This is a genomic window from Bradyrhizobium sp. AC87j1 (assembly GCF_002936975.1).
GTDB classification, from domain to species: domain Bacteria; phylum Pseudomonadota; class Alphaproteobacteria; order Rhizobiales; family Xanthobacteraceae; genus Bradyrhizobium; species Bradyrhizobium shewense.
In genome coordinates, this window is sequence record NZ_PTFE01000103.1 from 1 (window position 1) to 25,257 (window position 25,257).

Sequence of the window (25,257 nt, forward strand, 5' to 3'; positions counted from 1 at the left end):
TGGAACAACGGACGGGGCGCCGCGCTGAGGTACGGGCTTCAAAGCCCTTGGATGAAGCGGTCTCCCGTCCGTTACCGCACCGGACACTCTATCCGATCCAGCGATTCGAGACTTACAAGGATGACGGGATTAGCATTGGAGGACATGCCACCACTTTACGTCCTCACTCCGGCGCCGCGCCGACCGGCGGGCCGCCGGGCGGGCGGTGCAGGAAAGTGAGCGAGGCATAGGCGCCGGCCCAGGAGCCGATCGCGGCGAAGGCAACGTAAAAGGCGTTTTCGGTGTAGCTGATCACGGCGTAGGAGGAGAGCATGTACCAGACGGCGCTCCAGTTCGCCGCTGACATGCGTTTGCGCGCGATTACGGCCGAGGTGAACATGACATAGACCGCGTCTGTGGCCGCCGTTGCGATGAACACGGCGCCTGCGGTAAGGGGGTCGATGGCGGCCATTGCATTTCCTTATGTGCTAATGGATGGTCGCTTGAAAAACTAAGGGAGAGAAGCGGCCATGCAAAGCCCTGCCGACATTCTCAAGGACATCTGGACTTCCGCCGGGGGCGATGCGCCGGCGCTCGAGCGCGTGCGGCTGGGCGGCGAGGAGCCTCAGCTTCCGTCCTCGTTCCGCGTCGCGATTGCCGGACAGACGACCATCGCCGCGGCCGGCCTTGCCGCCGCTGAGATCTGGCGACTGCGCAGCGGACAGACGCAGGATGTCTCCGTCGATATGCGCCACGCCGTCGCCGAATGCCGCTCCGAGCGTTATCTGCGTCTCGACGACAAGCCGCCGCCGCCGGCATGGGACGCCATCGCCGGCGTCTACAGGACCGCCGACAATCGCTTCGTTCGCTGCCACACCAATTTCCCGCATCACCGCGACGCCGTCTGCAAGGTGCTTGCTTGCGAGGCGGAGCGCGACAAGGTGCAGGCCGCGCTGATGCAATGGAACGGCGAGGATTTTGAGACTGCGGCTTACGCCGCGGGCGGCGTCGTTGCGCTCATGCGCTCCTACGACGAATGGTCCGCGCTGCCGCAGGCGCGCGCGCTCGCCGAGTTGCCGCTGCTCTCGATCGAGAAGATCGGCGAGGCCCCGCCAAAGCCGTGGCCACAAGGCGATCGTCCGCTTGCGGGCCTGCGTGTGCTCGATCTCTCCCGCGTCATTGCAGGTCCCGTCGCCGGCCGCACGCTCGCTGCGCATGGTGCGGATGTGCTGCTGGTGTCAGGGCCGGAGCTGCCCGCCATTCCCTGGCTCACCATCGACACCGGCCGCGGCAAGCTCACCACCTTCATCGCGCTGAAGAGCGAGACGGGCAGGGCGCAATTGCGCGAACTGTTGCGGGACGCCGACATCTTCTCGCAGGGCTATCGCCCGCGCGCGCTCGCCGCCCTCGGCTTCGCGCCCGAGGATGCCGCGCAGATCAATCCGGGCATCGTCTATGTGACGCTGTCGGCCTATGGCCACGCCGGCCCCTGGGCCGAGCGGCGCGGCTTCGATTCCCTCGTGCAGACCACGACCGGATTCAATCATGCCGAGGGACGCGCTGCCGGTCTCGATGGCCCCAAGGAATTGCCGGCACAGATGCTCGATCACGCCACCGGCTATCTGATGGCGTTCGGCGCGATGATGGCCAAGGCCCGTCAGGCGCGCGAAGGCGGCAGCTGGCACGTGCGTGTGTCGCTGGCGCAGACCGGGCGCTGGCTTTGGAATCTCGGCCGGCTCGATGGCGGACTGAACACCCCGGATCTTACGGGCGACGCCGTACATGCTGCGTTCATCGAGAGCATGCCATCTGGCTTCGGCATGTTGAAGGCGGTGCGCCATTCGGCGATGCTGTCGAAGACGCCGGCGCAATGGAGCTGTCCGGCAATGCCGCTCGGCAGTCATCCGGCACAGTGGCCAGCGCGAAGCTGACGTGAAGCTGACATGTCGCGAAATTTTAACGCAAACCGAAAGGCGCCCTGCGTTTTTTAGGTTGTTTGAACTCCCAATTCGGCACTATTAGCGCAACCGATAAGGCAGGCATCTGCCGAGATCGTCGCAGACACGACCGGGCTCCATGGTAGTTGAAAATACCAAGCGATTGCAGGTGTTTACAAAACAACGGGTGATCACATCCGTAGTTTTACTAGCTCTTGCCGGTGTCGGCGCCGGGGCCTACGGCTTCCTCTCTTCCGGCTCCAAGGAAAAGAAGCACTCCGAGATCTCCAGCCAGTCGCGCAGGAATGCGCAGAACTTCACGCCGACGCCGTCCGAATGGGCGACGCTGACGATCGAGCCGGTCAAGGCCAAGGCCTTCCGCGCCGAATATGTCACCGAAGGCAAGGTCGCCGTCGACGAGGACCGTTCGACGCCGGTGTTCTCGCCCTATGCCGGCCGCGTCACCAAGCTGCTGGCCAAGCCGGGTGAGATGCTGAAGCAGGGCCAACCGCTGTTCACGATCGAGGCCGCCGACACGGTGCAGGCCCAGAACGATTTCATTGCAGCGATGACTTCGCTGAACAAGGCCAAGTCGGCGCTCGAGCTCTCCGACATCCAGTTCAAGCGCGCCAAGGACCTCTATGAGGGCCATGCCATTCCGCTGAAGGATTATCAGCAGGCCGAAGCGACCCAGGTTCAGGCGCGGAACGACATGCGCTCCTCGGGGACCGCGCTGGAAGCCGCGCGCAACAAGCTGCGCATCCTCGGCTTCACCGACGAGACCATCAAGGCGTTCCAGGACAAGGGCGCCATCAATCCGGAAGTCACGATCTACTCGCCGATCTCGGGCACGGTCGTGCAGCGCAAGATCGGCCCCGGCCAGTACGTGAATTCCGGCGCCAGCGATCCGGTCTTCGTGGTCGGCGATCTCTCCACGGTCTGGCTCACCGCCTTCGTGCGCGAGAGCGACGCCGCCGCGGTCTGCATCGGCCAGGATATCACCGTCAACGTGATGGCACTGCCGGGCCGCCCCTTGACCGCCAAGATCAATTACGTCGCTGCCGCGATCGACCCCAACACCCGCCGCCTGCAGGTTCGCGCCACCATCGACAATAAGGACGGGCTGCTCAAGCCCGAGATGTTCGCCAACGTCACGATCTATTCGGCCGGCGATCGCGCGGCGCCCGCGGTACCGAAGCAGGCGTTGATCTATGAAGCCGACAAGGTCCGCATCTGGGTCGCGCGCGAGGACAAGTCGGTCGAGCTGCGCCAGATCAAGATCGGCCTCATCAACGGCAACCTCGTCGAGGTCACCAGCAATCTGAAACCCGGCGAGCAGATCGTCACCAAGGGCAGCCTGTTCATCGACCGCGCGGCGTCCGGCAGCTGATCGACGACCCAAAAAATTGCAGACAAACTGAAGCTTGAATGGATCGTCTCGTCGCCCTTGCCGTCAACCGGCGCTTCCTGATGGTCGGGATGTTCGTCGCCGTGCTGATCGGCGGCGTCATCGCGTTCAACCAGCTCAACATCGAGGCCTATCCCGATCCGACCCCGCCGATGGTCGACATCGTGACGCAGAGCCCGGGACTGTCGGCGGAGGAGATCGAGCGCTACATCACGATCCCGATCGAGACCCAGGTCGCAGGCCTGAAGAACATTACGACCATCCGCACCATCTCGCTCTATGGTCTCTCCGACGTCAAAATCCAATTCTCCTTCGCCTATACTTACGAAGAGGCGTTGCAGCAGGTGCTGAACCGCCTGGCGCAGCTGGCGCCGCTGCCGGGCAACGTGCAGCCGCAGATATCGCCGCTCAGCCCGATCGGCGAGATCTTCCGCTACCGTCTCGTGGGTCCGCCGAACTACAGCGTGCTCGATCTCAAGACCATCCAGGACTGGATCCTGCAGCGCCGCTTCCGCGCCGTGCCGGGCGTCATCGACGTCACGGGGTGGGGTGGCAAGAGCAAGACCTATGAGCTCCAGGTCGACTTCAACAAGCTGGTCGCCAACGGTCTGACGCTGCCGCAATTGCTCCAGGCGGTCGGCAATTCCAACGTCAATGTCGGCGGCAACACCGTCAATATCGGCCAGCAATCGGCCGTGGTGCGCGGCGTCGGCCTGATCCGCTCGATCGACGATCTTGCCAATACCATGGTGGCGCAGACCGGCGGCAATCCGGTGCTGGTCAAGGACGTCGCCACCGTAACCGTGGGCCAGAAGCCGCGCCTCGGCATTGCGGGCCTCGACGAGGCCGACGACATCGTGCAGGGCATCGTCCTGATGCGCCGCGGCGAGCAGAGCTCGCCGACCATCAAGCGTGTCCACCAGCTCGTTCAAACCATCAACAACTCCAGCATCCTGCCGCCCGGCGTGCGCATCGAGCGCATCTACGACCGCGGGGACTTGATCGAGCTCACCACCCACACAGTCCTGCACAACATGGTGGTCGGCATTCTCTTGATCGTGCTGTTGCAGTGGATCTTCCTCGGCGATCTGCGCAGCGCGCTGATCGTCGGCGCCACCATTCCGTTCGCGCTGTTCTTCGCCGTCATCATCCTGGTGCTGCGGGGGGAATCGGCCAATTTGCTGTCGGTCGGCGCGATCGATTTCGGCCTGATCGTCGATGCCACCGTCATCATGGTGGAGGCGATCTTCCGCCGTCTGACCCAGACGACGCCGATGTCCGAGACCGAGCATATGTCCAATGAGACGCTGTTCGGCATGAAGAGCCACGCCATCCTCAGCGCGGCCGCCGACGTCTCGCGCTCGATCTTCTTCGCCGCAGCGATCATCATCGCGGCCTTCCTGCCGCTGTTCACGCTGTCCGGCGTCGAGGGCAACATCTTCGGGCCGATGGCCCGCACCTATGCCTATGCGCTGGCCGGCGGGCTGCTTGCGACCTTCACCGTCACGCCGGCGCTGTCCGCGATCATCCTGCCCGCGCATGTCGAGGAAACCGAGACCAGGGTGATGCGGATCCTGCACCGGTTGTACTCGCCGTTGCTGCGATGGGCGGTCGCCAACCGCAACATCGTGCTCGGCGGTGCGGTCGGCCTCGTGCTGATGACGGTGGCGCTCAGCCGGATGCTCGGCCTCGAATTCCTGCCGAAGCTGGAAGAGGGCAATCTCTGGATTCGCGCCACGCTGCCGCCGACCATCTCGCTCCAGGAAGGCAACAGCTACGTCAACGAGATGCGCAAGCTGATCCGCGCCCGACCCGAGGTCGAGTCCGTCGTGTCTCAGCACGGCCGTCCCGACGACGGCACCGACGCCGCCGGCTTCTTCAACGCCGAGTTCTTCGCGCCGCTCAAGCCGATCAGTCAATGGCCCGGCACCCGCGACAAGGAAGAGCTGACCGCGCAACTGCTCAAGCAGCTCGACGATCGCTTCCCCGGCGTCGAGTTCAACTTCTCGCAATATCTCCAGGACAACGTTTCCGAAGCCGTCTCCGGCGTGAAGGGCGAGAACTCGATCAAGCTGTTCGGCAGCGACCTTCAGGCGCTCACCGACACCGCCAACAAGATCAAGTCGGTGCTGGCCACGGTGCAGGGCGTCACCGACCTTGCGGTGTTCACCTCGCTAGGCCAGCCGACCGTCCAGATCGACATCGACCGCGCCAAGGCCGCGCGCTACGGCCTTGCGCCGGGCGACATCAACGCCACGATCAAGGTTGCGATCGGCGGCGACACTGCGGGCGATCTCTACGAGTCCGGCTCCGATCGTCACTTCCCGATCATCGTCCGCCTCGCTCCGGAATACCGCCGCAGTGCCGAGGCGATCCAGAATTTGCGCATCGGCGCACCCGGGCCGAACGGCACCGTCACGCAGATCCCCCTGAGCGAGGTCGCCACCATCAGCCTCGTCTCGGGCGCGGCCTACATCTATCGCGAGCAGCAGGAACGCTATCTACCGATCAAGTTCTCGGTGCGCGAGCGCGACCTCGGCAGCGCCATCAGCGAAGCTCAGCAGAAGATCGCCGAGCAGGTGCAGCTGCCGCCGGGGTCGCGCATGGAATGGGTCGGCGAGTTCGGCAATCTCCAGGATGCGATCCGGCGGCTGTCGATCGTGGTGCCGATCTCGCTGGCGCTGATCGGCGTGCTGCTCTGGTTCAATTTCGGCTCGATGACCGACACGCTGCTCGCGATGAGCGTGATCCCGATGGCGATCTTCGGCGGCGTGCTGGGCCTGTTGATTACCGGCACTGCGTTCAGCGTCTCCGCAGCGATCGGGTTCATCGCGCTGTTCGGCATCGCCGTGATGGACGGCATCATCATCCTGTCGCAGTTCAACCAGCTCATCGAAGAGGGCATGGACCGCGCGAGCGCGGTGGTGCGCACCGGTGAGTTGCAGCTTCGGCCGGTGCTGATGACCTGCGTCGTCGCCGGCGTCGGGCTGCTGCCGGCGGCGCTGTCCGAGGGCATCGGCTCGCAGGTGCAGAAGCCGCTCGCGGTCGTCGTCGTCACCGGCATGATGCTGGCGCCGGTCGTGATCCTCGTGACCCTGCCGGTCCTGATCTCGTTCTTCTCGCGGCGCGCGCGCTGACCGTCAAAATCCGTAGAGTCGTGCCGGGTTGTCGACCAGGATCTTCTTGCGGACATCGGCATCCGGTGCCCACACCGGAAGCTGGTTGAGCAGGCGGCCGTCGTCGATCTGATAGAGCGGCGCGATGTCGGTGGGCTTGCGTCCCTCGACACGGCTCGAATCCGGATGCGGCCAATCGGTCCCCCAGACGACGCGGTCCGCATTTGCCGCGATCAGCGCCCGCGCATAGGGCACCATGTCCTGATAGTCGGGCGCGAGCTTCGAAGAGCGATAGGCGCCGGAGATCTTCACATGGGCCTTGCCGGACTTCACCAGTGCAGCGAGATCGGAGAAACCCGGCTGCTCCAGGCCGAGCGAAGCTTCCAGCCCGCCGAAATGGTCGAACACGACAGGTACCGGCGCCGTCTCGACGAGGTCCTTGATCGCCGAGATCATAGGAAGCGTGGTGTAGAGCTGCACGTGCCAGCCGCGCGCCTTCATGCGCTCGACGGCGGTGGTGAAGCGTGACCTGCCGACATTGGGGTCGTTGACGCCGCCGGTTGCGAGATTGAGGCGCATGCCGCGGAAACCGTCCGCCTGCATCGCATCGAGCTGTGCCTCGGTCGTCTTGTCGTCGATCACGGCGACGCCGCGCGCATTGGCGCCGCGTGCCTTCATGCCGAACAAGGTCGACGAATTGTCGGTGCCGTAGACGCTGGGGGTGACGATCACCACGCGCTCGATATGCAGCGCCTTGTGCAGTGCAGCCATTTCTTCGGGGCTTGCCGGCTCGGGCGTGTAGACGCGCCCGGCGAAGAACGGAAACTTCTCGACGTCGCCATGAATGTGAGTGTGGCAGTCGCAGGCATGCGCGGGGACGTCGAAATTGACCGGCGTCGCAGGCTGCGCCGCGCGGGCGTGGGCTCTGTTGGTCATGGCTACTCCGGCGGCGAGGGAGGCAAGCAGGACGCTGCGTCGATTGAGCACGGTTTCTCTCCCTGGTTGTTTTATTTGGCAGTGTGCCGGGACAGTACCATATCAGCCGGATCGCAGCTGCGCTTCGTTGCATAGCTGCTCGACAATGTCCGCAAGCAGACGTGAGCCGTCCACGCGCACGACCGGGCAGCGCAGGCCCGCGAGCCATGCTTCATGCTTGGCGAGACTGCGACCTTCGCGATCCCCCGCTTCGTAATGAGAGGCCCATTCGACGAAGTCTTCGGTCTCGTCATGGCGCCAGCCGCCCGGCGCGACGGCGTCAGCGCCGAAATGGGCGGCCTCGCGGGCGCGCAATCGCTTCATCCGGATCTCGCGCGGCGCGGTCACGAAGACGACGAGATCGAAGTACGAAACGAGCTCCTCACCCCAGCCGGTGACGGATCCGCTCAGCACCCAATCGAGACGCGGCAGAAACATCTCGCGCATCAGGCGCAGGCGGTCGGCGACGGAGCGCGTCGTCTGATAGGGCGGCGCGGTCGGCAGCCAGAAATAGTCGTCGCTATCGTGATGCGGCAGCGCAAGCCGGCCGGCGAGCGCCCGGCCGAGCGTCGTCACGCCGGAGCCCGAAGCGCCCGTCAGATGGATGCGGCGGCTTTTCATGGGCACCGGCCCGATAGATTGAAACTACTGCCCCGACGGCGTGCGCAGGCCGTGCCAGGCGTCGCGGACCTGGTGGTAGTGAACCTCGGGCAGATAATCCGGCGTGTTCAGGCTGAGCGTCTTGACGTCGAGATGGCCGATGGCGCTGAGCAGCGTGTAGGAGGCGATGACGCGATCGCGGTTGGCGCCGATCAGGCGGGCCTTGGCCTGGATCAGATCGGCCTGCGAGTTCAAGACGTCGACCGTGGTGCGTTGTCCGCCGGCGGCCTCGCGCTGCACGCCCTGGAGCGCGACGGTCGCAGCCTTCACTTCGGATTCCGAGGCCGACACGGTGATCTTGGCGCCTTCATTGGCGACCCAGGCGCTCACTGCCGCCGTGCGTGCCTGGTTCCGGACCTGGTCGAGCACGAGCCGGCTCTGCGCCGTGATCTCCTTGGCCTGCCGGGTCTGCGCGGCGGCCTGGCCGCCGTCGTAGATCGGCGCGGTGACATTGGCGACGATCGAGGCCTGGTCCTCGGCGAAGGTGCCGAGCGTCGGGTCGTTGTTGCGGCTCTTGCTGGCGCTGCCCTGGATGGTGGCGCTCGGCAGCAATGAGCCTTCGGCGATGCGGATGTTGGTGGAGGCGACATCGACGTCGAAGCTGGCGGCCATCACCGCCGGGTGCTGGCGGATTGCCATCGTCATGGCGTCTTCGCGGCTCTTCGGCAGATAGCGATCGACGGCCTCGGCGGCCCGAAGCTGCGACGGCGCATTGCCGATCACTTGCGCATAGGTCGCCTGGCTGACGGCAAGCGCGACCTCGGCGGCGTTGAGATCGGCAAGGCCGCGGTTGAGGCGCGCTTCGGCCTGCGCGCTATCGGTCGGCGTGACATCGCCGGCGTTGAGGCGGCGCTGGGTGACCGAGAGCGTCTCGCGCAGGAAGGCGACGTTGGAACGCTGCGCTTCGACCAACGACTGGTTGGCGAGCACGTTGGTGTAGGCGGTGACCGCATCGAGCAGCACGCCCTGGCCGACATTGCGCAGCGCCTCGCGGCCCGACTGCACCTGAAGCTCGGCGGCCCGCACGTTGTTGGCGGTGCGGAAGCCGTTGAACAGGGTCTGCGTCACGGTGACGCCGATGATCCATGGCTTCAAATTACCGGTCTGGATTGTGTTGTCGGGCAGCAGATTGCGCACCGATTGCAGGCCGGCGCTGAGGCTCGCCACGATCTGCGGCCGGTAACCGGCAAGGGCCTGCGGCACGTTCTCGTCCGTGGCGCGTTGTCGCGCACGTTCGGCATTGAGCTGTGGATTGGTCTGGTAGGCCTTGGCGAGCGCCTCCGGCAGGGCTTCGGCCCAGGCGGCGGAGGGCAGGGCGCAACACAGCGCCAACGTGGTCCATGTCGCAAGCACAGGACCCACGCCCGATCGATGCCGCGTCATCACGCGACCAGCTCTGGCGGTACGCCCAATCATGTAATCCCGCTTAACCCCGGCTGTCCGCCCCCGCCGACGGTGGCCTCTTAACTGTTTAACCAGCCGAGGTCCCGCAGGCAAACTGCCGCGGGGGAAACCCCCATGAAATCCGTGCTTGTTGCAGCTTCGTCACAGGGTCTCACGGGAACGCGGCCGAGCCTTACACCAGCCTGACCCGTTCCCTGACGTTACCGGTTCTTGTTCACCGGCTTGCGCTTCTCGATGAACGCCGCCATGCCCTCGGAGCGGTCCTCCAGCGCGAAGGTCGAGTGGAACAGGTTGCGCTCGACACTCATGCCCTCGGCGAGCGTGGTCTCGAAGGCGCGGTTCACGGCTTCCTTGGCCATCGCGGCCGCAGGGCGCGACATCGCGGCGATCTTCTCGGCCGCCGCCATCACTTCGTCCATCAGCTTGTCGGCGGGCACGATGCGGCTGACGAGCCCGCTTCGCTCGGCTTCCGCCGCATCCATCATGCGGCCGGTGAGGCACAGGTCCATCGCCTTGGACTTGCCGATCGCGCGTGTCAGGCGCTGGGTACCGCCGATGCCGGGAATGGTGCCAAGCGTGATCTCGGGCTGGCCGAACTTTGCGGTGTCGGCGGCGATGATGAAATCGCACATCATGGCGAGCTCGCAGCCGCCGCCGAGCGCATAGCCGGCAACCGCCGCAATTGTCGGCTTGCGGCAACGCGCGATGCGGTCGCCGCCGATCGCGGCGAAATCCTCGGAGAACATGTCGATGAAGCCCTTCGGCTGCATCTCCTTGATGTCGGCGCCGGCGGCAAAGGCCTTCTCGCTGCCGGTCACGACGATGCAGCCGATGGCGTCATCGGCCTCGAGATCGTCGATTGCAGCTGCGATCTCGCGGAAGACGCCGAAGGAAAGCGCGTTGAGCAGCTTCGGCCGGTTCAGCTTGATGATGCCGACCGCGCCTTTGCTTTCGACGATGATGTGTTCGAACGTGCTCATGCTCCACCCACGCTTTTGATTGAGCGGGCAATGTGCCCGCTGGCGCGGTGAGCTTCAAGGGGCTAACGGCCGCCGGAACACGCAGCAAGATGCGCGTTCCGGGGAGGTCTCTCAGGCCAGGATCGGGCCCGCAATCACGCCATGAACATGCGCGCGGCGGACGCCAGCGTCAGCAGCGTGCCGACGCCGATGAAGATCTTGCCGATCAGGGAGCTCTGGTCCCAGGCCGAGCTCTGCTGGGTGCTTGCCATCACCGGTGCCGGCCGGGGCTGGGCCTCGGTTGCGGCAATCACCGCCTTTTGCGCCGGCGGGCTGTCCTGTTGCGCGGCGCGGTCGATGTCGTTGAGCTGATCGGGGGCGACGACCTGGCTCTCGGCGTTCGCAGCGTTGGTATTATCGGCCGCTGCCTGGACATTGGTGTTGGCGCGGTCCGTCATCGCCGAGGCCGCTGCCGCAGTCGGGGTATCGGTGGTGGCGAGCTGCGCATTGGCGTTGGCGACCGCCGGCGGCATCTGGCTCGAGGCCGGGACGTTATGATCGGCCGTGTTGTCGGCCGCCTTGTTGTCAGACTTGGCCTCGTCGGCCTTGTTGTCGGCCTTGGCCGGAGCGGCGTTCTTGTCGGCCTTGTCGTCGGATTTCTGTGCTGTCTTGCCGCTGGTGGTGGTGCGGCGTGACTCATGGCGCCGGTGCTTGCTCGGCTTGGCCTCGTCGGTCTGCTTGCCCGCGCTGTCCGAATTGCTTGTGGCTGAGCTTGGGGCCGCCTGTGCAAGGCCTCCGAACAGCAACAAAAGGCCGGCCAGAACGATCAGGGCCGCGCGCCCGCTGGCTTTCATCATGGTGATGATCTCCCCAATTCCGCCCGTCCCGGAAACGAACAGAGACCCCGGGGCGTGACGACAGCGGGGCAGAAAATGGGAATCTTCGGGCTACACTGGGCAAAACCGGGGCAGGCCGACCTCCGTGAAGCCAGCCTCCGGGTGCGGGACGCGCCGATCGGTGTTATGAGCCGTCGCAGACGTTTACGGCCGGATCGGTCGCGAGGTCCGAGGCATGTCACGAATTCGTGATCTTGTCGGACCCGCGTAACAAATTGAACGGACGGCCGAATTGCATGGTGAGGGGCGCGCGTGCGCGGACGTGAGGACGAATGGACCGGCCTGATGCGGTCGGCCATGGCTGGCGATGATGCGGCCTATCATCGCCTGTTGAGGGCGGTCACGCCGGTGCTGCGCGCTGCCGCGAGACGAGGCCTGGCACGGGCAGGCCAGCCTCCCGACCAGGCAGAGGATATCGTGCAGGAGATTCTGTTGGCGGTGCATCTGAAGCGGCACACCTGGGACAGCGAAGCCCCCTTCGCGCCCTGGCTGTTTGCCATCGGCCGCAACAAGCTGATCGACGCGCTCCGCCGGCGCGGCAGGCGCGTCTTCGTCAATATCGACGATTTCGCCGAAACCCTGCCGGGCGAGGCGCCCGAGGAAACGGCGTCCGCGGGCGAGGTCGCAGCCCAGCTCAACACCCTGCCGCAGCGCCAGCGCGACGTGCTGCAGTCGATCGCGGTCGAGAGCGCCTCGATCAAGGATACGGCGGCGAAGCTTTCGATGAGCGAGGGCGCCGTGCGGGTCGCGCTGCATCGCGGACTTGCGGCGCTGACGACCAAACTGCGGGGCCAGTAGTCATGGACACCGATCAACTCATCCGCTCGCTCGCAGCCGACAACGCCCATCGCGCGCCGCGCGTCGGCGCCGTGCTGACCATGGCGCTCCTGGTGGCCGCGCCCTTGTCGATCCTGATCTTCGCGACGTTCCTCGGCGTGCGTCACGACGTGATGAGCGCGATGGGCAACCCGTTCTTCGACATGAAATTCGCGGTGACGCTGTCGCTCGCGATTCCCGCCATCATCGTCAGCCTGCATCTGTCGCGTCCCGAAGCCCTGCTGCGCGGCTGGGGCTGGCTGCTGCTGCTTCCCGTCGGGCTGCTCGCGGTCGCGATCGGCAGTGAGGCGATGATGGCGCCGGCCATGCCGATGACGATGCGCTTGATGGGCAAGAACTCAAGGGTGTGCCTTGTCGCAATTCCGGCGATGTCGCTGCCGCTGCTTGCGGGGGCGCTGTTCGGCCTGCGCCATGGCGCGCCGTCGCGCCCCGCGCTTGCCGGAGCGCTCGCCGGCCTGGTGTCGGCCGGCCTTGCCGCGACGCTCTACGCCTCGCACTGCACCGACGATTCGCCGCTGTTCGTCGCGACCTGGTACACGCTCGCGACCGCGCTGGTGACGGCAATCGGCGCGGCGGTCGGGGCGAGGGTTTTGCGTTACTAGCGCGCCGGCCTCATGCCGCCGGCGTCGTGCCTAGCTGCATGCGGTGGAAGCGCAGCACCTGCTGCGCGGTCGAGCTGCGCAGCGCCTCGTAAACGTCGCGCAGCGTCAGCATGTCGGTCTGCGACCCGCCGGAGAGCTTCTCGCGCATCGCGATGATGGCCCGCACGCTTGGCCAGGACATGCCGGCGACCTTGGCGAGGATCATCACGCCCTCATTGCGGCTTTCGATCATCATGGTCTCGGCGGTCTCAACCGCGACGCCCGCGAGCGCCGCGAGCCCCGCATTGGTTTCGTCGAACTTGCCCTGCTCGGCGAAACTGGTGACCTGGGATTCGTTGAGACGGCCGTCCTCGTGCAGCGACTTCACCAGCGCGCGCGCCATCTCGGTCTGCCTCGTCATGGCGGCAGCGCGGACCCTCTGGGCGACTTCCTGCACCACGCTCGACACCTCGTCCACGAGCTCCGGATGCGCGGCCTCGAGCTTCCTGCGCACGCACAAGGACGCTTTCGCGACCAGCTTCAAATAGTGATGGCGCGGCAGGTCCGGCCGCTGGCCGATGCAGGTGGCGAGGTCGTCGTCGCGTTCGGACCGGGTGACGAGATCGGTGAGGCTTCCCTCGGAGAGCCGCGCGCCCGGATTGCCGACGGTCGACTGCACCACGTCCTCGTTGCCGCGCTTCACCAGCACGTCTGTCAGCGCTTCCGACAGCACGCGCCGCAGCGAGATCGCCTTGAGATGCGCTTGGCCCCTCGTGCGCGCGATCTCGATCAGGGTCGTCTCGTCCAGCCGTTCCGATTTCGACAGCACGGGGCCGGAGACCTCGATGACCTCGTCGAGCGCGAGCGTGCGGATGATTTTCGGCGGCGCGGCCGCGATCGGTGCGAGGCGGTCGGCGAGCAGCGCCTTGGCCGACGTCTCGATCTGCTCGATCAGGCACTGGAACACGTCGTCGAACACGCGGATGTGGTCGTCGGAATAATCCACCGCGTTGCCGACGAACAGATCGGTGACACGTCGCAGCGTCTCGACCCGGCGCGCGACCGTGCCGTGCGAGAGTGCAGCCTGCAGTTCCTCGAGCAAATTCTCGGATGTTTTTGCGGATCTGGATCTCATGGCCCTGTCCTGGAGCGCTCGGTCCGGCGGCGGCTTCTGTCGCAGCGGGAAAAAATGGATTGGTCAGCTCGTTGCAATGCGGTTGCGCCCTTGCGCCTTGGCGGAATAGAGCGCGCGATCGGCGCGCGCGAGAAACGTGTCGGCAGTATCGACGTCGCGCAGCGTCACTACGCCCGCGGAAATGGTCACGCGCAAATTCAGGGAGAATGCGCTCCAGTCGAGATCGGCGACGATGCTGCGCAAGCGCTCGAGCATGCGCTGTGCGGCGTCGCCCGACGTGTCCGGCAGCAGCAGCAGGAATTCCTCGCCGCCATAGCGGCCGAAGCAGTCGGCCGGGCGGATGTTGGCGAACATGGTGATCGCGAAAGTGCGCAGCACCTCGTCGCCGACGGGATGGCCGTGGGCGTCGTTGATGCGCTTGAACCAGTCGAGATCGATCAGCGCGATCGCGCAAGGCATCGACGTCCGCCGCGACTTTTCGATCTCGGCATCGAGAAGCCGCATGATGCAGCGGCGGTTGTAGGAGCCGGTGAGTTCGTCGAGCTCGGCCAGCTCCTCGATGCGCTGATAGGCGGCCTTCAGCTCGATACTGCGCCGATACAGGATCTTGCGCAGGGTGGCGCCGAACAGGCCGAGAAAGGCGCACTGGCCGATCACCAGCACGAAGCAAAGCATCGAGGCGGTTCGCTCCAGGCGGGTCGTGACCGGCAGTCCGATCGGCAGGTCCGAGCCTAGGAAGACCAGGGCGAGCCCGCAGGTGGCAAGGCCCCAGGTCACCATCGCCTGGCTCGAGGTCATCCGCAGCGTGCCAAACGCGAAGATCAGAAACAGTACGGCGAGGAACGCGACCCCGACCGTCGGCACTGCGAGCAGGAACAGCAGCTGCAGCGCCATATGCGCCGAGATCTGGAAGACGGTGAGGTAATGATCCTCGAACCGGTCGCCGAAGCCGGCTTCCGAGAGCACGGTGAACGTACCGATGATCAGGAGGCCGCCGAGCCAGAAGAGCGATGGAACGGCCATGGAGACCGCGCCGCCATAGGCGTAGAGCAGCAGGACCGAGGCGCCCAGCGAATAGCTCGCCACTTGGCCGATATACATCTGGCGGCGCTGCCGGGCTCGGCGCGCCAGCACTTCGGAAGCCGCCGCCTCGGGCGTGAGCACGAGATCCGCGACCTCAGCGGCATTCCTCTCGGGAAAGGACGTCGCGGCCGTACTCATGGTCCCGCCAATGGTGATGTCAGCGTAAAAATCTACGTGGCAAGCCTTTAGGTTTGGTATCCTTGGAAACCGAATCCGAACCGTGCAGCGCGGAACAAGGTGGCAGGCCGGCGGGAGAAATTTTGCCGGCGATCAGGCCTCCGTTTGCGATGCGATCGAGCCTAAGCCGGGCTTGGCGAGACATATGTCGTGCAGGGCTGCTATGGAACCGAACGAGGCCGGGCCGCCTGTGCCGGACAGGCATTCCGCAGGGAAGTATCGCAGTATTATGTTACCGATCTGGATGAAGGCGGCCGACGGCCGCGGGTGGGACAAGAAAAATACGCGTATGTGGGGTAGGTCACACAAGCCTCCGTATGACCGCGGTAGGCTGAAGAATTTTGCCCCCCCTATCGAACCGTCCGCCGCGCCGACCCGACCAACTTTGCGAGACGGGCATTGAGCGTGACACAGGCGGCTTCGGACGAGGTCCTGATCGCCAGGATCGCCCAAGGTGACCGGCTCGCCATGCAGGTGCTGTACGGGCGGCACCATGTCAGGGTCTACAGGTTCGGGCTCAGGCTCGTGCGGGACGAGCAGGCGGCGGAAGACCTCATCAGCGAGGTGTTTCTCGACGTCTGGCGTCAAGCCGGCAAGTTCGAGGGCCGATCCGCCGTTTCTACCTGGCTGCTGGCAATCACCCGTTTCAAGGCCCTGTCTGCGCTCCGGCGCAGGAAGGATTTCGAACTGGACGAAGACGCCGCCAACGCGATCGAGGATACGTCCGACAATCCGGAAACGGTGGTGCAGAAAAAGGATACCAGTGAAGCGTTGCGGGAGTGTCTGACGGGCCTCTCGCCGGACCATCGGGAAATCGTCGATCTCGTCTACTACCACGAGAAGTCCGTGGAAGAGGTGGCCGAAATCGTCGGAATACCGGAGAACACTGTGAAGACGCGCTTGTTTTATGCGCGCAAGAAACTGGCCGAACTGCTGAAGGCAGCCGGCGTTGAGCGAGGCTGGCCATGATGGCTTTGAGCAAGAAGATGCTGGAGCAAGAGCCCAGTGAAATTGAACTGCTGCTGCCGTGGCACGCGGCCGGCACGCTGAACGCGCGCGATGCGCGGCGGGTCGAGGAAGCGCTGGCGCGCGATCCCGAGCTTGCCAGGCAATATGCGGCTATCCGCGGCGAGTACGAAGAGACCATCCATCTGAACGAGAGCTTGGGCGCTCCGTCGGCGCGCGCGCTGCAGAAGCTGTTCGCGGCGATCGACGCCGAGCCGGCGCGGGCGAGCGGCTCGCTGCCGCTGTCGGCGCGCATCTCGACCTTCTTCGCGAGCCTGTCGCCGCGCACGCTGGCGTGGTCGGCGAGCCTCGGCGCCATCGCGCTGATGCTGCAAGCCGGAATCATCGGCGCCGTGCTGATGAAGAACCAGCCCGCGACCTTCCAGACCGCTTCGCTCTCGACCAGCGGTCCGATCACACGCGAACTCGGTACGACTGTTCCGCCGGCGCGCGCGTTGGTGCGCTTCACGCCCGAGGCCCGCGTCGCCGACATCACCGCGCTGCTCGACAGCTACCAGGCCTCGATCATCGGCGATGCCAAGGGCGGCATGTTCCGCCTCCAGTTCGACAAGGCGATGAGCCAGGACGAGCTCGCCTCGCTGCTCGGCAAGATGCAGCGCGAGAAGTTCGTCAACCTCGCCGTCGCGGCGCCGTAAGCGCGCCGCTGATCCGATGACAGGCAAGTCCGAGAGCAGGGTGCGCGCCGGGGCCTACGCTTCATCGGTCGGCGCGGCGCTTTTGATCGCCGCCTGTCTCGGCGTCGAGGTTGCGCAGGCGCAGGCGATCATGCGCACGCCGACGATCAGCGTGCCCACGCGAACGCCGACCATCTCTCCGAGCATCGCCCCGCGCATCGGTCCGACCATCTCGGCCAGGGCGGTGTCCGTCGACCGCGGCCCGCGGACGATGGCGACCATTCCCCACACCACGACGTCGCGCCTGCGGCCGACGACGACGGTGCTGCCCTATGCGCGCTACTCGCCGAACCTGTATCCGGCCTGTACCGCGCCCTATCGCGATGCCGACGGCGAATGCCTGGCGCAGCCGAATGCCGGCGGCGGTGGCTCAGGCAAACCCGCCAAGAAGAGCGCCGGCAAGGGCCGTGGCAACGCCACGCCGGCCGCCGCCAATCTTCGCAGCTTCGCCAACGAATTCGTGGCCGAGATCGACGGCACATTGTCGCCCGGTGATGCTGACGCGTTGGCCCGCCGGCACGGCTTGACGCGGATCTCGTCGGAGAGCTTCCCCCTGATCGGGGCTACGTTCGGTCTGTTCCGCATCACAGAAGGCCGGCCGTACGAGACGGTGCGGCGCGAATTCGCGGCCGACGGCAGCGTGCGCTCGGTCCAGGCGAACTTCCGCTATATGCTGCAAGACCAGAAATCGACGCCCCCCAGCGAGGGCGACCCTGCGCAATATGCACTGACAAAGCTCCGCCTGCCGCAGGCGCATACGCTGGCGCACGGCGCCAACGTCACGGTTGCCGTGATCGACTCCGGCATCGACACCAAGCATCCCGAGCTCGCCAATTCCGTCGCCGACAATTTCGATGCGCTCGGCAGCGCGGAGGGGCCGCACGTCCACGGCACCGGCATCGCCGGCGCCATCGTGGCGCATGACCGGCTGATGGGTAGCGCGCCCCAGGCGCGCATCATCGCGATCCGTGCCTTCGGTGGCAGCAATGGCGGCGCCGAGAGCTCGTCCTACATCATCCTGCGGTCGCTGAATTACGCCGCCGAGCACGGCGCGCAGATCGTCAATATGAGCTTTGCCGGTCCGAAGGACGCGGTGATCGAGCGCGCCATCGCGGCGACCGCCGCGCGCGGCCTCGTGCTGATCGCCGCCGCCGGCAATGCCGGCGCAAAATCGCCGCCGCTCTATCCGGCCGCCAATCCTAACGTGATCGCCGTCAGCGCGACCGATCAGCAGGACAGGCTGTTTACCGCATCCAACCGCGGCAATTACATCGCCGTCTCAGCGCCCGGGGTCGACATCTTCCTGCCGGCGCCGGACGGCAAGTACCAGATGACGTCGGGAACCTCGTTCTCGGCTGCCTATGTCTCCGGCGTCGCGGCGTTGCTGCTCGAGCGCAATTACACCTTGAAGCCGGCAGCGCTGCGCATGACGCTGGCGAAGACCGCGCGCGACCTCGGCTCCCCCGGACGTGACGAGCTTTTCGGCGACGGCCAGACCGATGCGTTTGCCGCGGTCATGGCTGTTCCCGCCGATGGCGCGACGCCGGTTGCGGCTGCGTCCGGTACAACAAAACGTGAAGATGCCGGGAAGCGTCGCGATGAGCCTGGCACCCGCGCGATCGAACAACCCTCGCTGTCGAGTGCGGACGAGAAACCCACGGTTTCTCAGGCGGATAGGCCGGCGACACGATAGCGGCTGCGACAAAGATGCGTGCGGGCCGAAGGCCAAAAAAGCGAACCCCGCATTGAACGTTCAGCCAGCTGCCACGACCAAATTATGTGGGAGCGGTCATCCCTCCCCATCAGTCATATCAGGCGCGAGCGCCCATCCACCCCAAGCGCCCATATGGCTTGACCCGTCCGGTTGTCCCCCCGGACGGGTCTTTTCTTTTGGGCATCCGATTCTTCGAAGCCTCGCGTTCGTTCAGCTTGCGGTTGATCGGACGCCGCTGTGTTCGAGTCGGCTGTTCGCTCAGCGCGTCGCACCTCCGCTATGCTTGTGCGAGGCTTGACTCGAAAACACAGCAAATCTCCGCACGACTACGGTGATTGACGACGACTGCCGTGTCGTTGCTGGACAAGTCAAAACTTTTCCACAAAATATTCATGTCGCGTCTAAATTGATTCGTGTGCGTTGCGTCCCCCGCGTCCGTGTTTTCCCCTGACGGGCTGGTTCATGACACATCGCCAAGAGTCTGATTACGCGTCTGCGCGTGCCGTGGTCGCTGGCCGCGACGTCGCGGCGCGCTGGTGCGCCCTCGCCGAGCAGCGGCTGCAACATCTCTCCGAAATGTTCGAGACCGGACGCTGGCGCCGTTATCACTCCGAGATGGCATTCCTCGAAAACATCCAGGAAGCCAAGCGCGCGGTCCAGACCTGGCGCGCGCTTGCCACCGGTGCTGACGTCGCCGAGGCCGCTGCAAGCGTGACGCCGGCATTCGGCTGGTCGCCGGCGACCATGCCCCGTGTGTTTCCGCGCGAGCAGCAGGCGCAGATCGTGCAGCCCAAGACCCTGCAGCCCAAGACCCTGCAGCCAAAGGCCGTCCACATCGCCCCCGAGACCGCCGTGCCGGTCAGGCTCGATCCGAAGCCGGACGTTCTCGCCGAGATCACCGAAGCCCCGATCGCGCCGCTCGCCGCGCCCGCAGCCTCCATTGCGATGGCGTCGTTTATCGCGCCGGCCGAGATGCCGCCGCTCAAGGCTCCTGCGGCGAGGGCGCCGCTGGCCGCACCCGCCGTGAGGTCACCGCTCGCCGTGCCCGCCGCAACGGCCCCATTCACCGCGCCTGAAGTGAGGCCGCCGTTGGCTGCGTCTGCCGCGAAGCCGCCAAAGACCGCGCCTGCCGCGATGGCATCGCTCCTGCCGCAGTTCGCCCCGCCGGCCGAGGAAATCGTCGCAGCCCCCGAGCGCGTCGTCGAATTCACCTTCAGCCTCGACGGCCTGGAAGCGAAATACCCGCTGCTCAGGAACGCATTCTAGCGCTCCGGAGCGTGGGCAAGAGGGCAACCGCACCTCCCGCCCCGTCATTCTGAGGCGCGAGGCATGGGACGCAGCGCGTCCCATGGGGAGCCTCGAAGGATGGGCGGCCCGGCTGCAAGCCGATGCCTACCTTCGCACCGCGTTCCCGCCGAGCACCACCTGTGCGAACCGTTGCGCGCCGTCGGCTGACAGGTCCGACGTCACCGCACGCGCATGGTCCAGCCCGACCACGGCGCCGCGCGGGGTCTCGGAGATCATGTTGTTGTTGACCAGCGCCAAGCCGGCGCCCGGCACGACGGAGACGCCGATCCCGGCCAGGGCCTTGCGGATCACGTTGCCCGTGATGGCGACGTCGCGCAGATATTTGCCCCAGCCGGCGACGATACCGTAGGACGGCGCATTCTCGATCACGTTTCCGGTCACTGAGGTATCCGCCTCGATGTAGATGCCGACGCCGGCATCGTCGTCGGGCGCGGTGCCGATCGGCCGCTTCGGGATCAGGTTGCGGATGATGTTGCCCTGGACCACCGCGATGCGGCCGCCTTCGTTGAAATTGCAGACGGAGACGCCGACGGCCGCGCCGTCCACCGAGTTGTTGGCGATCACCGCGGCCTCGAACGCGAACTCCGAATAGAGCGCGACCTCGCGCACGTCGCTGACGCTGTTGCCCGTGATGTGGATGTTCGAGGCGGAGTTACCACGCACTGCGGAGTAATCGCAGTTCCTGATGCGGTTGCCGCGCACGATTACGTTGCCGGCGCGGAAGGCATTGATGGCGTTGCCGTACTGGCCGGAGCCGCCGGGGCCGGCCTTGATGTTCTCGATGCGGTTATCGGCGACCAGCGTGCCGTCGTCGCCGATCGCCGTGCGCAGGATCTCGATGCCGTTGTCGTTGGTGCCGATGATGGTGTTGCGGGAGACGCCGAGGCCCTTCGCGTCGAACGAGACCACCGCGGTTACCGCGATGTCAGTGAAGGTGTTACCGGAAATGTCGCCGGACACTTGCTCGAGCCAGATGCCGCTGCCGCCTGAGTTCTTGATCTCGCAATCAGTGATGCGCGTATCGCGCCCGCCGAGGACATGGATCAGTCCGCGCCGCGCCGGCAGCGGGATGTTGCCGCCGTCGAAGGTGATGCCGGTGAGGCCGAGGAAGTCAGAGCCCTCGCTCTGGATCGCCGAGGCGCCGCCAGTGAAGATGAGCTTCGTTGCCCCACGCACGCCGATCAATTGTGCGCCGTTCGGCAGCCGCAACAGCCCGCTGCGATAGACGCCGGGCGGTAGCGCCAGCGGCAGCTGTGCGCGTGCAGCCTCGTCGATCGCGCGCTGCAGCGCGCGGGTCTGATCTTCGTTGCTGCCGGGCCGCACGCCGTATTGCGTGGCATCGCGGCCGAGCAGGGATGTCAGCGGCGCCGCGCGCGCGGCCTCGGCCGGCATGGCGAGTGCGCCCGCGATGCCCGCGGTCGAAGCTCCGATGAGATGGCGGCGATTGAGGTCCATGACGCGTCCTCCGGCGGAGGCGGGAGGGCATCCGCGCCGACTAGGTAGCGCAGGGCAGGCGGGGGCGCGGGGATTGTTCGCGGTAGGGTTAAATGTTTACCGCAGAGATGGTGCCGTAGGGTGGGCAAAGCGTAGTGTGCCCACGATTTGACGGCAGATGGAAAGAGATGGTGGGCACGGCGCAAGGGCGCCTTTGCCCACCCTACGAAACCTGTGTGTTCCGCCCCTTCCTTGCCAACGCCACCATCTCCATCAGCATGGCCTCGCCGGCATCCACCAGCTCTTCCAGCGTGATCCGCGACGCGCCCTTGCGCCGGACCGCACCGCTGCGCGCGAGCAGGGGGATATGGATGAACGCCGCGAGCTGCGGCCCGCCCGCCTTCACGTTCTCGATCGCGCGCCAACTCAGATAGTTGCAGAGATAGGCGCCGGCATCGCGCGAGGCGCGGGCGTCGATGCCGGTGAGGCGCGCGGCGCGCAGCAGCTTTGCCGTGTGCGGACCGAAATTCATGGCGTCGGCATGGCCGGCGATGCCGCGCTTGCTCGATCGGGTGTTGGCGGCATCGGGCCAGAGCATGGTGACGGCGTTACGCGCGCGGGTCTCGATGCGCAGGTAAGGCGTGCGCGCGGCGAGGCCGAACATCAACAGCGCATCTGGCTTCACCTTTGCGAGGACCTCCGGCAATTGCCGGTCGACCGCGGCATAGGTGACCGGGAAGATGTGGCTGGAGAGCGCGACATTATCGAGCGCCGGACGGCGCAGTTGCGCGAGCCGCGCGACCAGCGGCCGGGTCGGGTTATAGGGCGCGCCGGGAAACGGGCCGAAGCCGGTGAGGAGAATGCGGAGCTTTCCGCTCATTTCAGCAACTCCAATATCTGCTCGGCTGCGAGGGCCGGCGTGAGATGGCCGTCGGCGACCTCAGTCTCGATCTTCCGGACCTTGCTGCGAACCGAGGCCTCGCTGCGCAGCCGCGCCAGCATCCGTTGCTCCAGCATCGACCACATCCATTTCACCTGCTGCTGACGCCGCCGCGCGGCGAAATCGCCGGACGCGTTCATCGCCTTGCGATGGTCTATAACCTTCTGCCAGAGGTCGGTGATGCCGGTGCCGGCCAGCGCCGAATAGGTGACGACGGGTGGGTGCCAATGTTCGGACCGCGGCGCCAAAATATGCAGCGCCCCGCGATAATCGGCGGCAGTGATGTTGGCGCGCTTGAGATTGTCGCCGTCGGCTTTGTTGATGGCGATCATGTCGGCGAGCTCGACCAGGCCCTTCTTGATGCCCTGCAATTCGTCGCCGCCGCCCGGCAGCATCAACGCGAGGAAGAAATCCGTCATGTCGCAGACCGCGGTCTCGGACTGGCCGATGCCGACGGTCTCGACCAGCACGACGTCGAAGCCGGCCGCCTCGCATAACAGCATCGCCTCGCGCGTTTTTGCCGCGACGCCGCCGAGCGTGCCCGAGGACGGCGAGGGGCGGATGAAGGCGTGGTCCGAGGCCGACAGTCGCGCCATTCGCGTCTTGTCGCCGAGGATCGAGCCGCCGCTGCGTGCCGAGGACGGATCGACCGCGAGCACCGCGACCTTGTGGCCCTGTTCGATCAGGTGCGTCCCGAGCACATCGATGGTGGTGGACTTGCCGACGCCGGGCGATCCCGTGATGCCGACGCGAAACGCCTTGCCGGTCTCGGGCAGCAGCATCTGCACCAGCTCGCGCGCCAGCACCTGGTGGTCGCCGCGACGGCTCTCCACCAGCGTGATGGCGCGGGCAAGGGCGGCGCGGCTGCCGGCGCGCAGGTCGCGGGCGAGGGATTTGATGTCCAGCGAGGCCTTCTTCTCAGTCATGCCCTGCTTTACAACGCCGAGGCGAGGCAGGCGAGGGCCGCTCGCCCGGAATCACCTGCTTGTCGCCGCCGCCGTCTGCACCGGTTTCACCTTGCGCCACACCCACACCATCACCGGCCACAGCAGGGCGCCGATCGCCATCGCGGCGAGGATGGCCGCGACCGGGCGCTCGAAGAACGGCAGGATACTGCCGTCGGACTTGATCAGTGACGTCACGAAGGCCTGCTCGACCATGGTCCCCATGACGATGCCGAGCACCATGGCGGCGACGGGATAGCCGTTCGCCTCCATGACGTAGCCGATCACGCCGAAGGCGGCGACGGTGACGACGCCGAACATGTTGTTGCCGATCGCGAACGAGCCGACCGCGCAGCACAACATGATGATCGGCATTATGGTCGAGCGCGGCGCCAGCAGGATGTAGGCGGCAACCCGGATCATGGCGATGCCGAGCGGGATCATCAGGATGTTCGCGATGATGAACATCAGGTAGATCGCGTACATGCTCGACGCCTTCTCGGTGAACAGCGTCGGGCCCGGATTGAGGCCCTTCATGTAGAGCACGCCGATCGCGATCGCGGCGATGGTGTCGCCGGGGATGCCGAACAGCAGCGAGGGCACCCAGCCCGAGGCGATGCTGGCATTGTTGCTGGCGCCGGCCTCGACCAGGCCCTCGACATGACCGGTGCCGAATTTTTCCGGCTCCTTGGAGAAGCGCTTCGACATCGCGTAGGAGACCCAGGCGGCCATGTCGGCACCGGCGCCGGGCAGCACGCCGATGATGATGCCGACGATGTTCCCGCGCGTCATCTGCCAGTGATACAGCTTGGTCAGCCTCCACTGGCCGGCCATGATGCTTCCGAATTTTCGCCGCGGCAGCGGCGGCGGCTCCGGCGTCAGCATCGCGCGCATCACCTGCGCCACCGCGAACACGCCGACCAGCGCCGGGATCGGCTCGATGCCGCCGAACAGATCGGTGAGGCCGAAGGTGAAGCGCGGCACGCCGCCGGGATTTTCGATGCCGATGCAGGAGACCAGCAGGCCGAGGAACATGCCGGCGATCGCCTTCACCGGGGAGGAGCGCGCCACCAAGGTGGCGCACATCAGGCCGAGCAGCGCCAGCCAGAAATATTCGAAGGTCGAGAACGACAGCGCGATTTCGGCAAGCGGCGGCGCCAAGATCATCAGCGACAGCACGCCGGCAATGCCGCCGACCGCGGAGAACCAGACGCCGGCTCCGAGCGCGAGCTCGGCCTGGCCCTTGCGCGTCATGGCGTAGGCCTCGTCGGCATAGGCCGCGGAGGCCGGCGTGCCGGGAATGCGCAGCAATGCGCCGGGGATGTCGCCGGAGAAGATCGCCATCGAGGACGCCGCGACGATGGTCGCGATCGCCGCGATCGGCGAGAGGTAGAAGGTGACGGGGACGAGCAGGGCGGTCGCCATCGTTGCCGACAGGCCGGGCAGCGAGCCGATCACGAGGCCGTACACCGAGGCTGCGAACATCGCGATGATGACCTCCCAGGTGGAGATCAGCGCGAATGCTTCAATCAGGGTCTTGAGCATGGGGATTACCAGGGCGTCGGCAGCAGGCCGGCAGGAAGCGGCACGCGCAGCAGCTTGCCGAAGATGAGGTGGATGGCGAACGGCGACAGCGCGGCAAGCGGCAGCGCCAGCTTCCACTTCGCACCGAGCGCGGTGGACGTCACATAGACCATGATCGCCGCAGTGATGATGAAGCCGAGCCGGTCGGCGGCGGCGACGTAGAACAGCAGCAGCGCCGGCGGCAGCAAGGCGCGCAGGCCGTAGAGCTTGCCCTGCGGCGGCGGGGCGGCTGCCTGGCCGTCCTCCAGCGGGATCAGCTCTTCCTCCTCTTCGAAGGAGTGGCCGATCCCGAACACGATCGCGAGCCCGCACAGCGCAAGGCCGCTGCCGATCACGAGCGGAAACACGTTGGGGCCGACCGGCTGGCCCGGCACCGGCGGCAAGATCCAGCCGCCATAGGCGGCCGCAGCACCAAGCACGACGAGAAACGATCCCGTAACGGAGTCGGGAAGACGCATGGGAGGAGTCCTATGAGAGAAGTTCTCC

General features: G+C 65.9%; 22 protein-coding genes. 9 read left to right on the plus strand and 13 right to left on the minus strand.

Annotated features, from left to right (window positions below; translation table 11 throughout):
* Positions 1–163 precede the first annotated feature (163 nt).
* On the minus strand, positions 164–451 hold the full coding sequence (locus CV770_RS33975) for a hypothetical protein (protein ID WP_028146977.1): 288 nt from the start codon (positions 449–451) through the stop codon (positions 164–166).
* Positions 452–509: 58 nt separating this feature from the next.
* Here CV770_RS33975 and CV770_RS33980 point away from each other — a divergent pair, with 58 nt between their 5' ends.
* The 3 genes from CV770_RS33980 (at position 510) to CV770_RS33990 (ending at position 6,461) form a co-directional block, all read left to right on the plus strand.
* Complete coding sequence (locus CV770_RS33980) at positions 510–1,910, plus strand: CoA transferase (RefSeq protein WP_104465457.1); 1,401 nt, start codon at positions 510–512, stop codon at positions 1,908–1,910.
* 145 nt (positions 1,911–2,055) lie between these two features.
* Positions 2,056–3,306, plus strand: coding sequence for an efflux RND transporter periplasmic adaptor subunit (locus tag CV770_RS33985; RefSeq protein ID WP_091953305.1), 1,251 nt, complete (start codon positions 2,056–2,058; stop codon positions 3,304–3,306).
* Between the two features lie 38 nt (positions 3,307–3,344).
* The gene (locus CV770_RS33990) at positions 3,345–6,461 is read left to right on the plus strand and encodes an efflux RND transporter permease subunit (protein ID WP_104465458.1); all 3,117 of its coding nucleotides are present in this window, start codon (positions 3,345–3,347) and stop codon (positions 6,459–6,461) included.
* 3 nt (positions 6,462–6,464) lie between these two features.
* Here the strand turns inward: CV770_RS33990 and CV770_RS33995 are convergent, their stop codons facing one another.
* The 5 genes from CV770_RS33995 to CV770_RS34015 all read right to left on the minus strand — a co-directional run bounded on the left by CV770_RS33995 (position 6,465) and on the right by CV770_RS34015 (position 11,295).
* Positions 6,465–7,427: an amidohydrolase family protein gene (locus CV770_RS33995; protein WP_104465459.1), complete on the minus strand. Its 963-nt coding sequence runs from the start codon at positions 7,425–7,427 to the stop codon at positions 6,465–6,467.
* A 51-nt stretch (positions 7,428–7,478) separates the two neighbouring features.
* The gene (locus CV770_RS34000) at positions 7,479–8,036 is read right to left on the minus strand and encodes a P-loop NTPase family protein (RefSeq protein ID WP_104465460.1); all 558 of its coding nucleotides are present in this window, start codon (positions 8,034–8,036) and stop codon (positions 7,479–7,481) included.
* A 24-nt stretch (positions 8,037–8,060) separates the two neighbouring features.
* Entirely contained in the window at positions 8,061–9,458 is a 1,398-nt protein-coding gene (locus tag CV770_RS34005; RefSeq protein ID WP_049801717.1) for a TolC family outer membrane protein, read from the minus strand.
* Between the two features lie 221 nt (positions 9,459–9,679).
* The gene (locus CV770_RS34010) at positions 9,680–10,459 is read right to left on the minus strand and encodes an enoyl-CoA hydratase (RefSeq protein WP_104465461.1); all 780 of its coding nucleotides are present in this window, start codon (positions 10,457–10,459) and stop codon (positions 9,680–9,682) included.
* A gap of 134 nt (positions 10,460–10,593) precedes the next feature.
* Positions 10,594–11,295 (minus strand): hypothetical protein, encoded by a 702-nt coding sequence (locus tag CV770_RS34015; protein WP_104465462.1) that lies wholly within the window; start codon positions 11,293–11,295, stop codon positions 10,594–10,596.
* A 291-nt stretch (positions 11,296–11,586) separates the two neighbouring features.
* Between CV770_RS34015 and CV770_RS34020 the strand changes: the two genes are divergently transcribed.
* The gene (locus CV770_RS34020; RefSeq protein WP_104465463.1) at positions 11,587–12,132 is read left to right on the plus strand and encodes a sigma-70 family RNA polymerase sigma factor; all 546 of its coding nucleotides are present in this window, start codon (positions 11,587–11,589) and stop codon (positions 12,130–12,132) included.
* 2 nt (positions 12,133–12,134) lie between these two features.
* Positions 12,135–12,773, plus strand: a complete 639-nt coding sequence (locus tag CV770_RS34025; protein WP_091953289.1) for an NrsF family protein — start codon at positions 12,135–12,137, stop codon at positions 12,771–12,773.
* A 10-nt stretch (positions 12,774–12,783) separates the two neighbouring features.
* On the opposite strand, the gene CV770_RS34030 is transcribed toward CV770_RS34025, so the two are convergent.
* Together CV770_RS34030 and CV770_RS34035 are read right to left on the minus strand one after the other, a co-directional pair.
* Complete coding sequence (locus CV770_RS34030) at positions 12,784–13,887, minus strand: DUF2336 domain-containing protein (RefSeq protein ID WP_104465464.1); 1,104 nt, start codon at positions 13,885–13,887, stop codon at positions 12,784–12,786.
* 63 nt (positions 13,888–13,950) lie between these two features.
* The gene (locus tag CV770_RS34035) at positions 13,951–15,108 is read right to left on the minus strand and encodes a GGDEF domain-containing protein (RefSeq protein ID WP_104465465.1); all 1,158 of its coding nucleotides are present in this window, start codon (positions 15,106–15,108) and stop codon (positions 13,951–13,953) included.
* Positions 15,109–15,546: 438 nt separating this feature from the next.
* Here CV770_RS34035 and CV770_RS34040 point away from each other — a divergent pair, with 438 nt between their 5' ends.
* The 4 genes from CV770_RS34040 to CV770_RS34055 all read left to right on the plus strand — a co-directional run bounded on the left by CV770_RS34040 (position 15,547) and on the right by CV770_RS34055 (position 19,827).
* Positions 15,547–16,116 (plus strand): sigma-70 family RNA polymerase sigma factor, encoded by a 570-nt coding sequence (locus tag CV770_RS34040; protein WP_018315733.1) that lies wholly within the window; start codon positions 15,547–15,549, stop codon positions 16,114–16,116.
* Positions 16,113–16,808, plus strand: a complete 696-nt coding sequence (locus tag CV770_RS34045; RefSeq protein ID WP_091953286.1) for a hypothetical protein — start codon at positions 16,113–16,115, stop codon at positions 16,806–16,808. The genes CV770_RS34040 and CV770_RS34045 overlap by 4 nt, the downstream gene beginning before the upstream one ends.
* 16 nt (positions 16,809–16,824) lie before the next feature.
* Complete coding sequence (locus tag CV770_RS34050) at positions 16,825–18,540, plus strand: S8 family serine peptidase (RefSeq protein ID WP_104465466.1); 1,716 nt, start codon at positions 16,825–16,827, stop codon at positions 18,538–18,540.
* Positions 18,541–19,065: 525 nt separating this feature from the next.
* Positions 19,066–19,827 carry a TIGR03809 family protein gene (locus CV770_RS34055; RefSeq protein WP_165637150.1) on the plus strand — a complete coding sequence of 254 codons (762 nt, stop codon included), beginning with the start codon at positions 19,066–19,068 and terminating at the stop codon, positions 19,825–19,827.
* A gap of 126 nt (positions 19,828–19,953) precedes the next feature.
* On the opposite strand, the gene CV770_RS34060 is transcribed toward CV770_RS34055, so the two are convergent.
* The 5 genes from CV770_RS34060 to CV770_RS34085 form a co-directional block, all read right to left on the minus strand.
* Entirely contained in the window at positions 19,954–21,324 is a 1,371-nt protein-coding gene (locus tag CV770_RS34060; RefSeq protein ID WP_104465467.1) for a TIGR03808 family TAT-translocated repetitive protein, read from the minus strand.
* Positions 21,325–21,526: 202 nt separating this feature from the next.
* Positions 21,527–22,183, minus strand: a complete 657-nt coding sequence (locus tag CV770_RS34070) for a pyroglutamyl-peptidase I (RefSeq protein WP_104465468.1) — start codon at positions 22,181–22,183, stop codon at positions 21,527–21,529.
* On the minus strand, positions 22,180–23,169 hold the full coding sequence (gene meaB / locus CV770_RS34075; protein ID WP_104465469.1) for a methylmalonyl Co-A mutase-associated GTPase MeaB: 990 nt from the start codon (positions 23,167–23,169) through the stop codon (positions 22,180–22,182). Before meaB ends, CV770_RS34070 begins: the two co-directional genes overlap by 4 nt.
* A gap of 51 nt (positions 23,170–23,220) precedes the next feature.
* Positions 23,221–24,732, minus strand: a complete 1,512-nt coding sequence (locus CV770_RS34080; RefSeq protein ID WP_091953273.1) for a tripartite tricarboxylate transporter permease — start codon at positions 24,730–24,732, stop codon at positions 23,221–23,223.
* 5 nt (positions 24,733–24,737) lie between these two features.
* The gene (locus CV770_RS34085; protein ID WP_091953270.1) at positions 24,738–25,229 is read right to left on the minus strand and encodes a tripartite tricarboxylate transporter TctB family protein; all 492 of its coding nucleotides are present in this window, start codon (positions 25,227–25,229) and stop codon (positions 24,738–24,740) included.
* Between the last annotated feature and the right edge of the window lie 28 nt (positions 25,230–25,257).

Bases quoted from the DNA above. Each gene is read 5' to 3' on its own strand.
- CV770_RS33980 (WP_104465457.1), top strand. From the start codon at position 510: ATGCAAAGCCCTGCCGACATTCTCAAGGACATCTGGACTTCCGCCGGG.
- CV770_RS34045 (WP_091953286.1), top strand. From the start codon at position 16,113: ATGATGGCTTTGAGCAAGAAGATGCTGGAGCAAGAGCCCAGTGAAATT.
- CV770_RS34050 (WP_104465466.1), top strand. From the start codon at position 16,825: ATGACAGGCAAGTCCGAGAGCAGGGTGCGCGCCGGGGCCTACGCTTCA.
- CV770_RS34025 (WP_091953289.1), top strand. From the start codon at position 12,135: ATGGACACCGATCAACTCATCCGCTCGCTCGCAGCCGACAACGCCCAT.
- CV770_RS33975 (WP_028146977.1), bottom strand. From the start codon at position 451: ATGGCCGCCATCGACCCCCTTACCGCAGGCGCCGTGTTCATCGCAACG.
- CV770_RS34080 (WP_091953273.1), bottom strand. From the start codon at position 24,732: ATGCTCAAGACCCTGATTGAAGCATTCGCGCTGATCTCCACCTGGGAG.
- CV770_RS33985 (WP_091953305.1), top strand. From the start codon at position 2,056: ATGGTAGTTGAAAATACCAAGCGATTGCAGGTGTTTACAAAACAACGG.
- CV770_RS34005 (WP_049801717.1), bottom strand. From the start codon at position 9,458: ATGACGCGGCATCGATCGGGCGTGGGTCCTGTGCTTGCGACATGGACC.
- CV770_RS34085 (WP_091953270.1), bottom strand. From the start codon at position 25,229: ATGCGTCTTCCCGACTCCGTTACGGGATCGTTTCTCGTCGTGCTTGGT.
- CV770_RS33990 (WP_104465458.1), top strand. From the start codon at position 3,345: ATGGATCGTCTCGTCGCCCTTGCCGTCAACCGGCGCTTCCTGATGGTC.
- meaB (WP_104465469.1), bottom strand. From the start codon at position 23,169: ATGACTGAGAAGAAGGCCTCGCTGGACATCAAATCCCTCGCCCGCGAC.
- CV770_RS34060 (WP_104465467.1), bottom strand. From the start codon at position 21,324: ATGGACCTCAATCGCCGCCATCTCATCGGAGCTTCGACCGCGGGCATC.
- CV770_RS34015 (WP_104465462.1), bottom strand. From the start codon at position 11,295: ATGATGAAAGCCAGCGGGCGCGCGGCCCTGATCGTTCTGGCCGGCCTT.
- CV770_RS34010 (WP_104465461.1), bottom strand. From the start codon at position 10,459: ATGAGCACGTTCGAACACATCATCGTCGAAAGCAAAGGCGCGGTCGGC.
- CV770_RS34030 (WP_104465464.1), bottom strand. From the start codon at position 13,887: ATGAGATCCAGATCCGCAAAAACATCCGAGAATTTGCTCGAGGAACTG.
- CV770_RS34000 (WP_104465460.1), bottom strand. From the start codon at position 8,036: ATGAAAAGCCGCCGCATCCATCTGACGGGCGCTTCGGGCTCCGGCGTG.
- CV770_RS34035 (WP_104465465.1), bottom strand. From the start codon at position 15,108: ATGAGTACGGCCGCGACGTCCTTTCCCGAGAGGAATGCCGCTGAGGTC.
- CV770_RS34070 (WP_104465468.1), bottom strand. From the start codon at position 22,183: ATGAGCGGAAAGCTCCGCATTCTCCTCACCGGCTTCGGCCCGTTTCCC.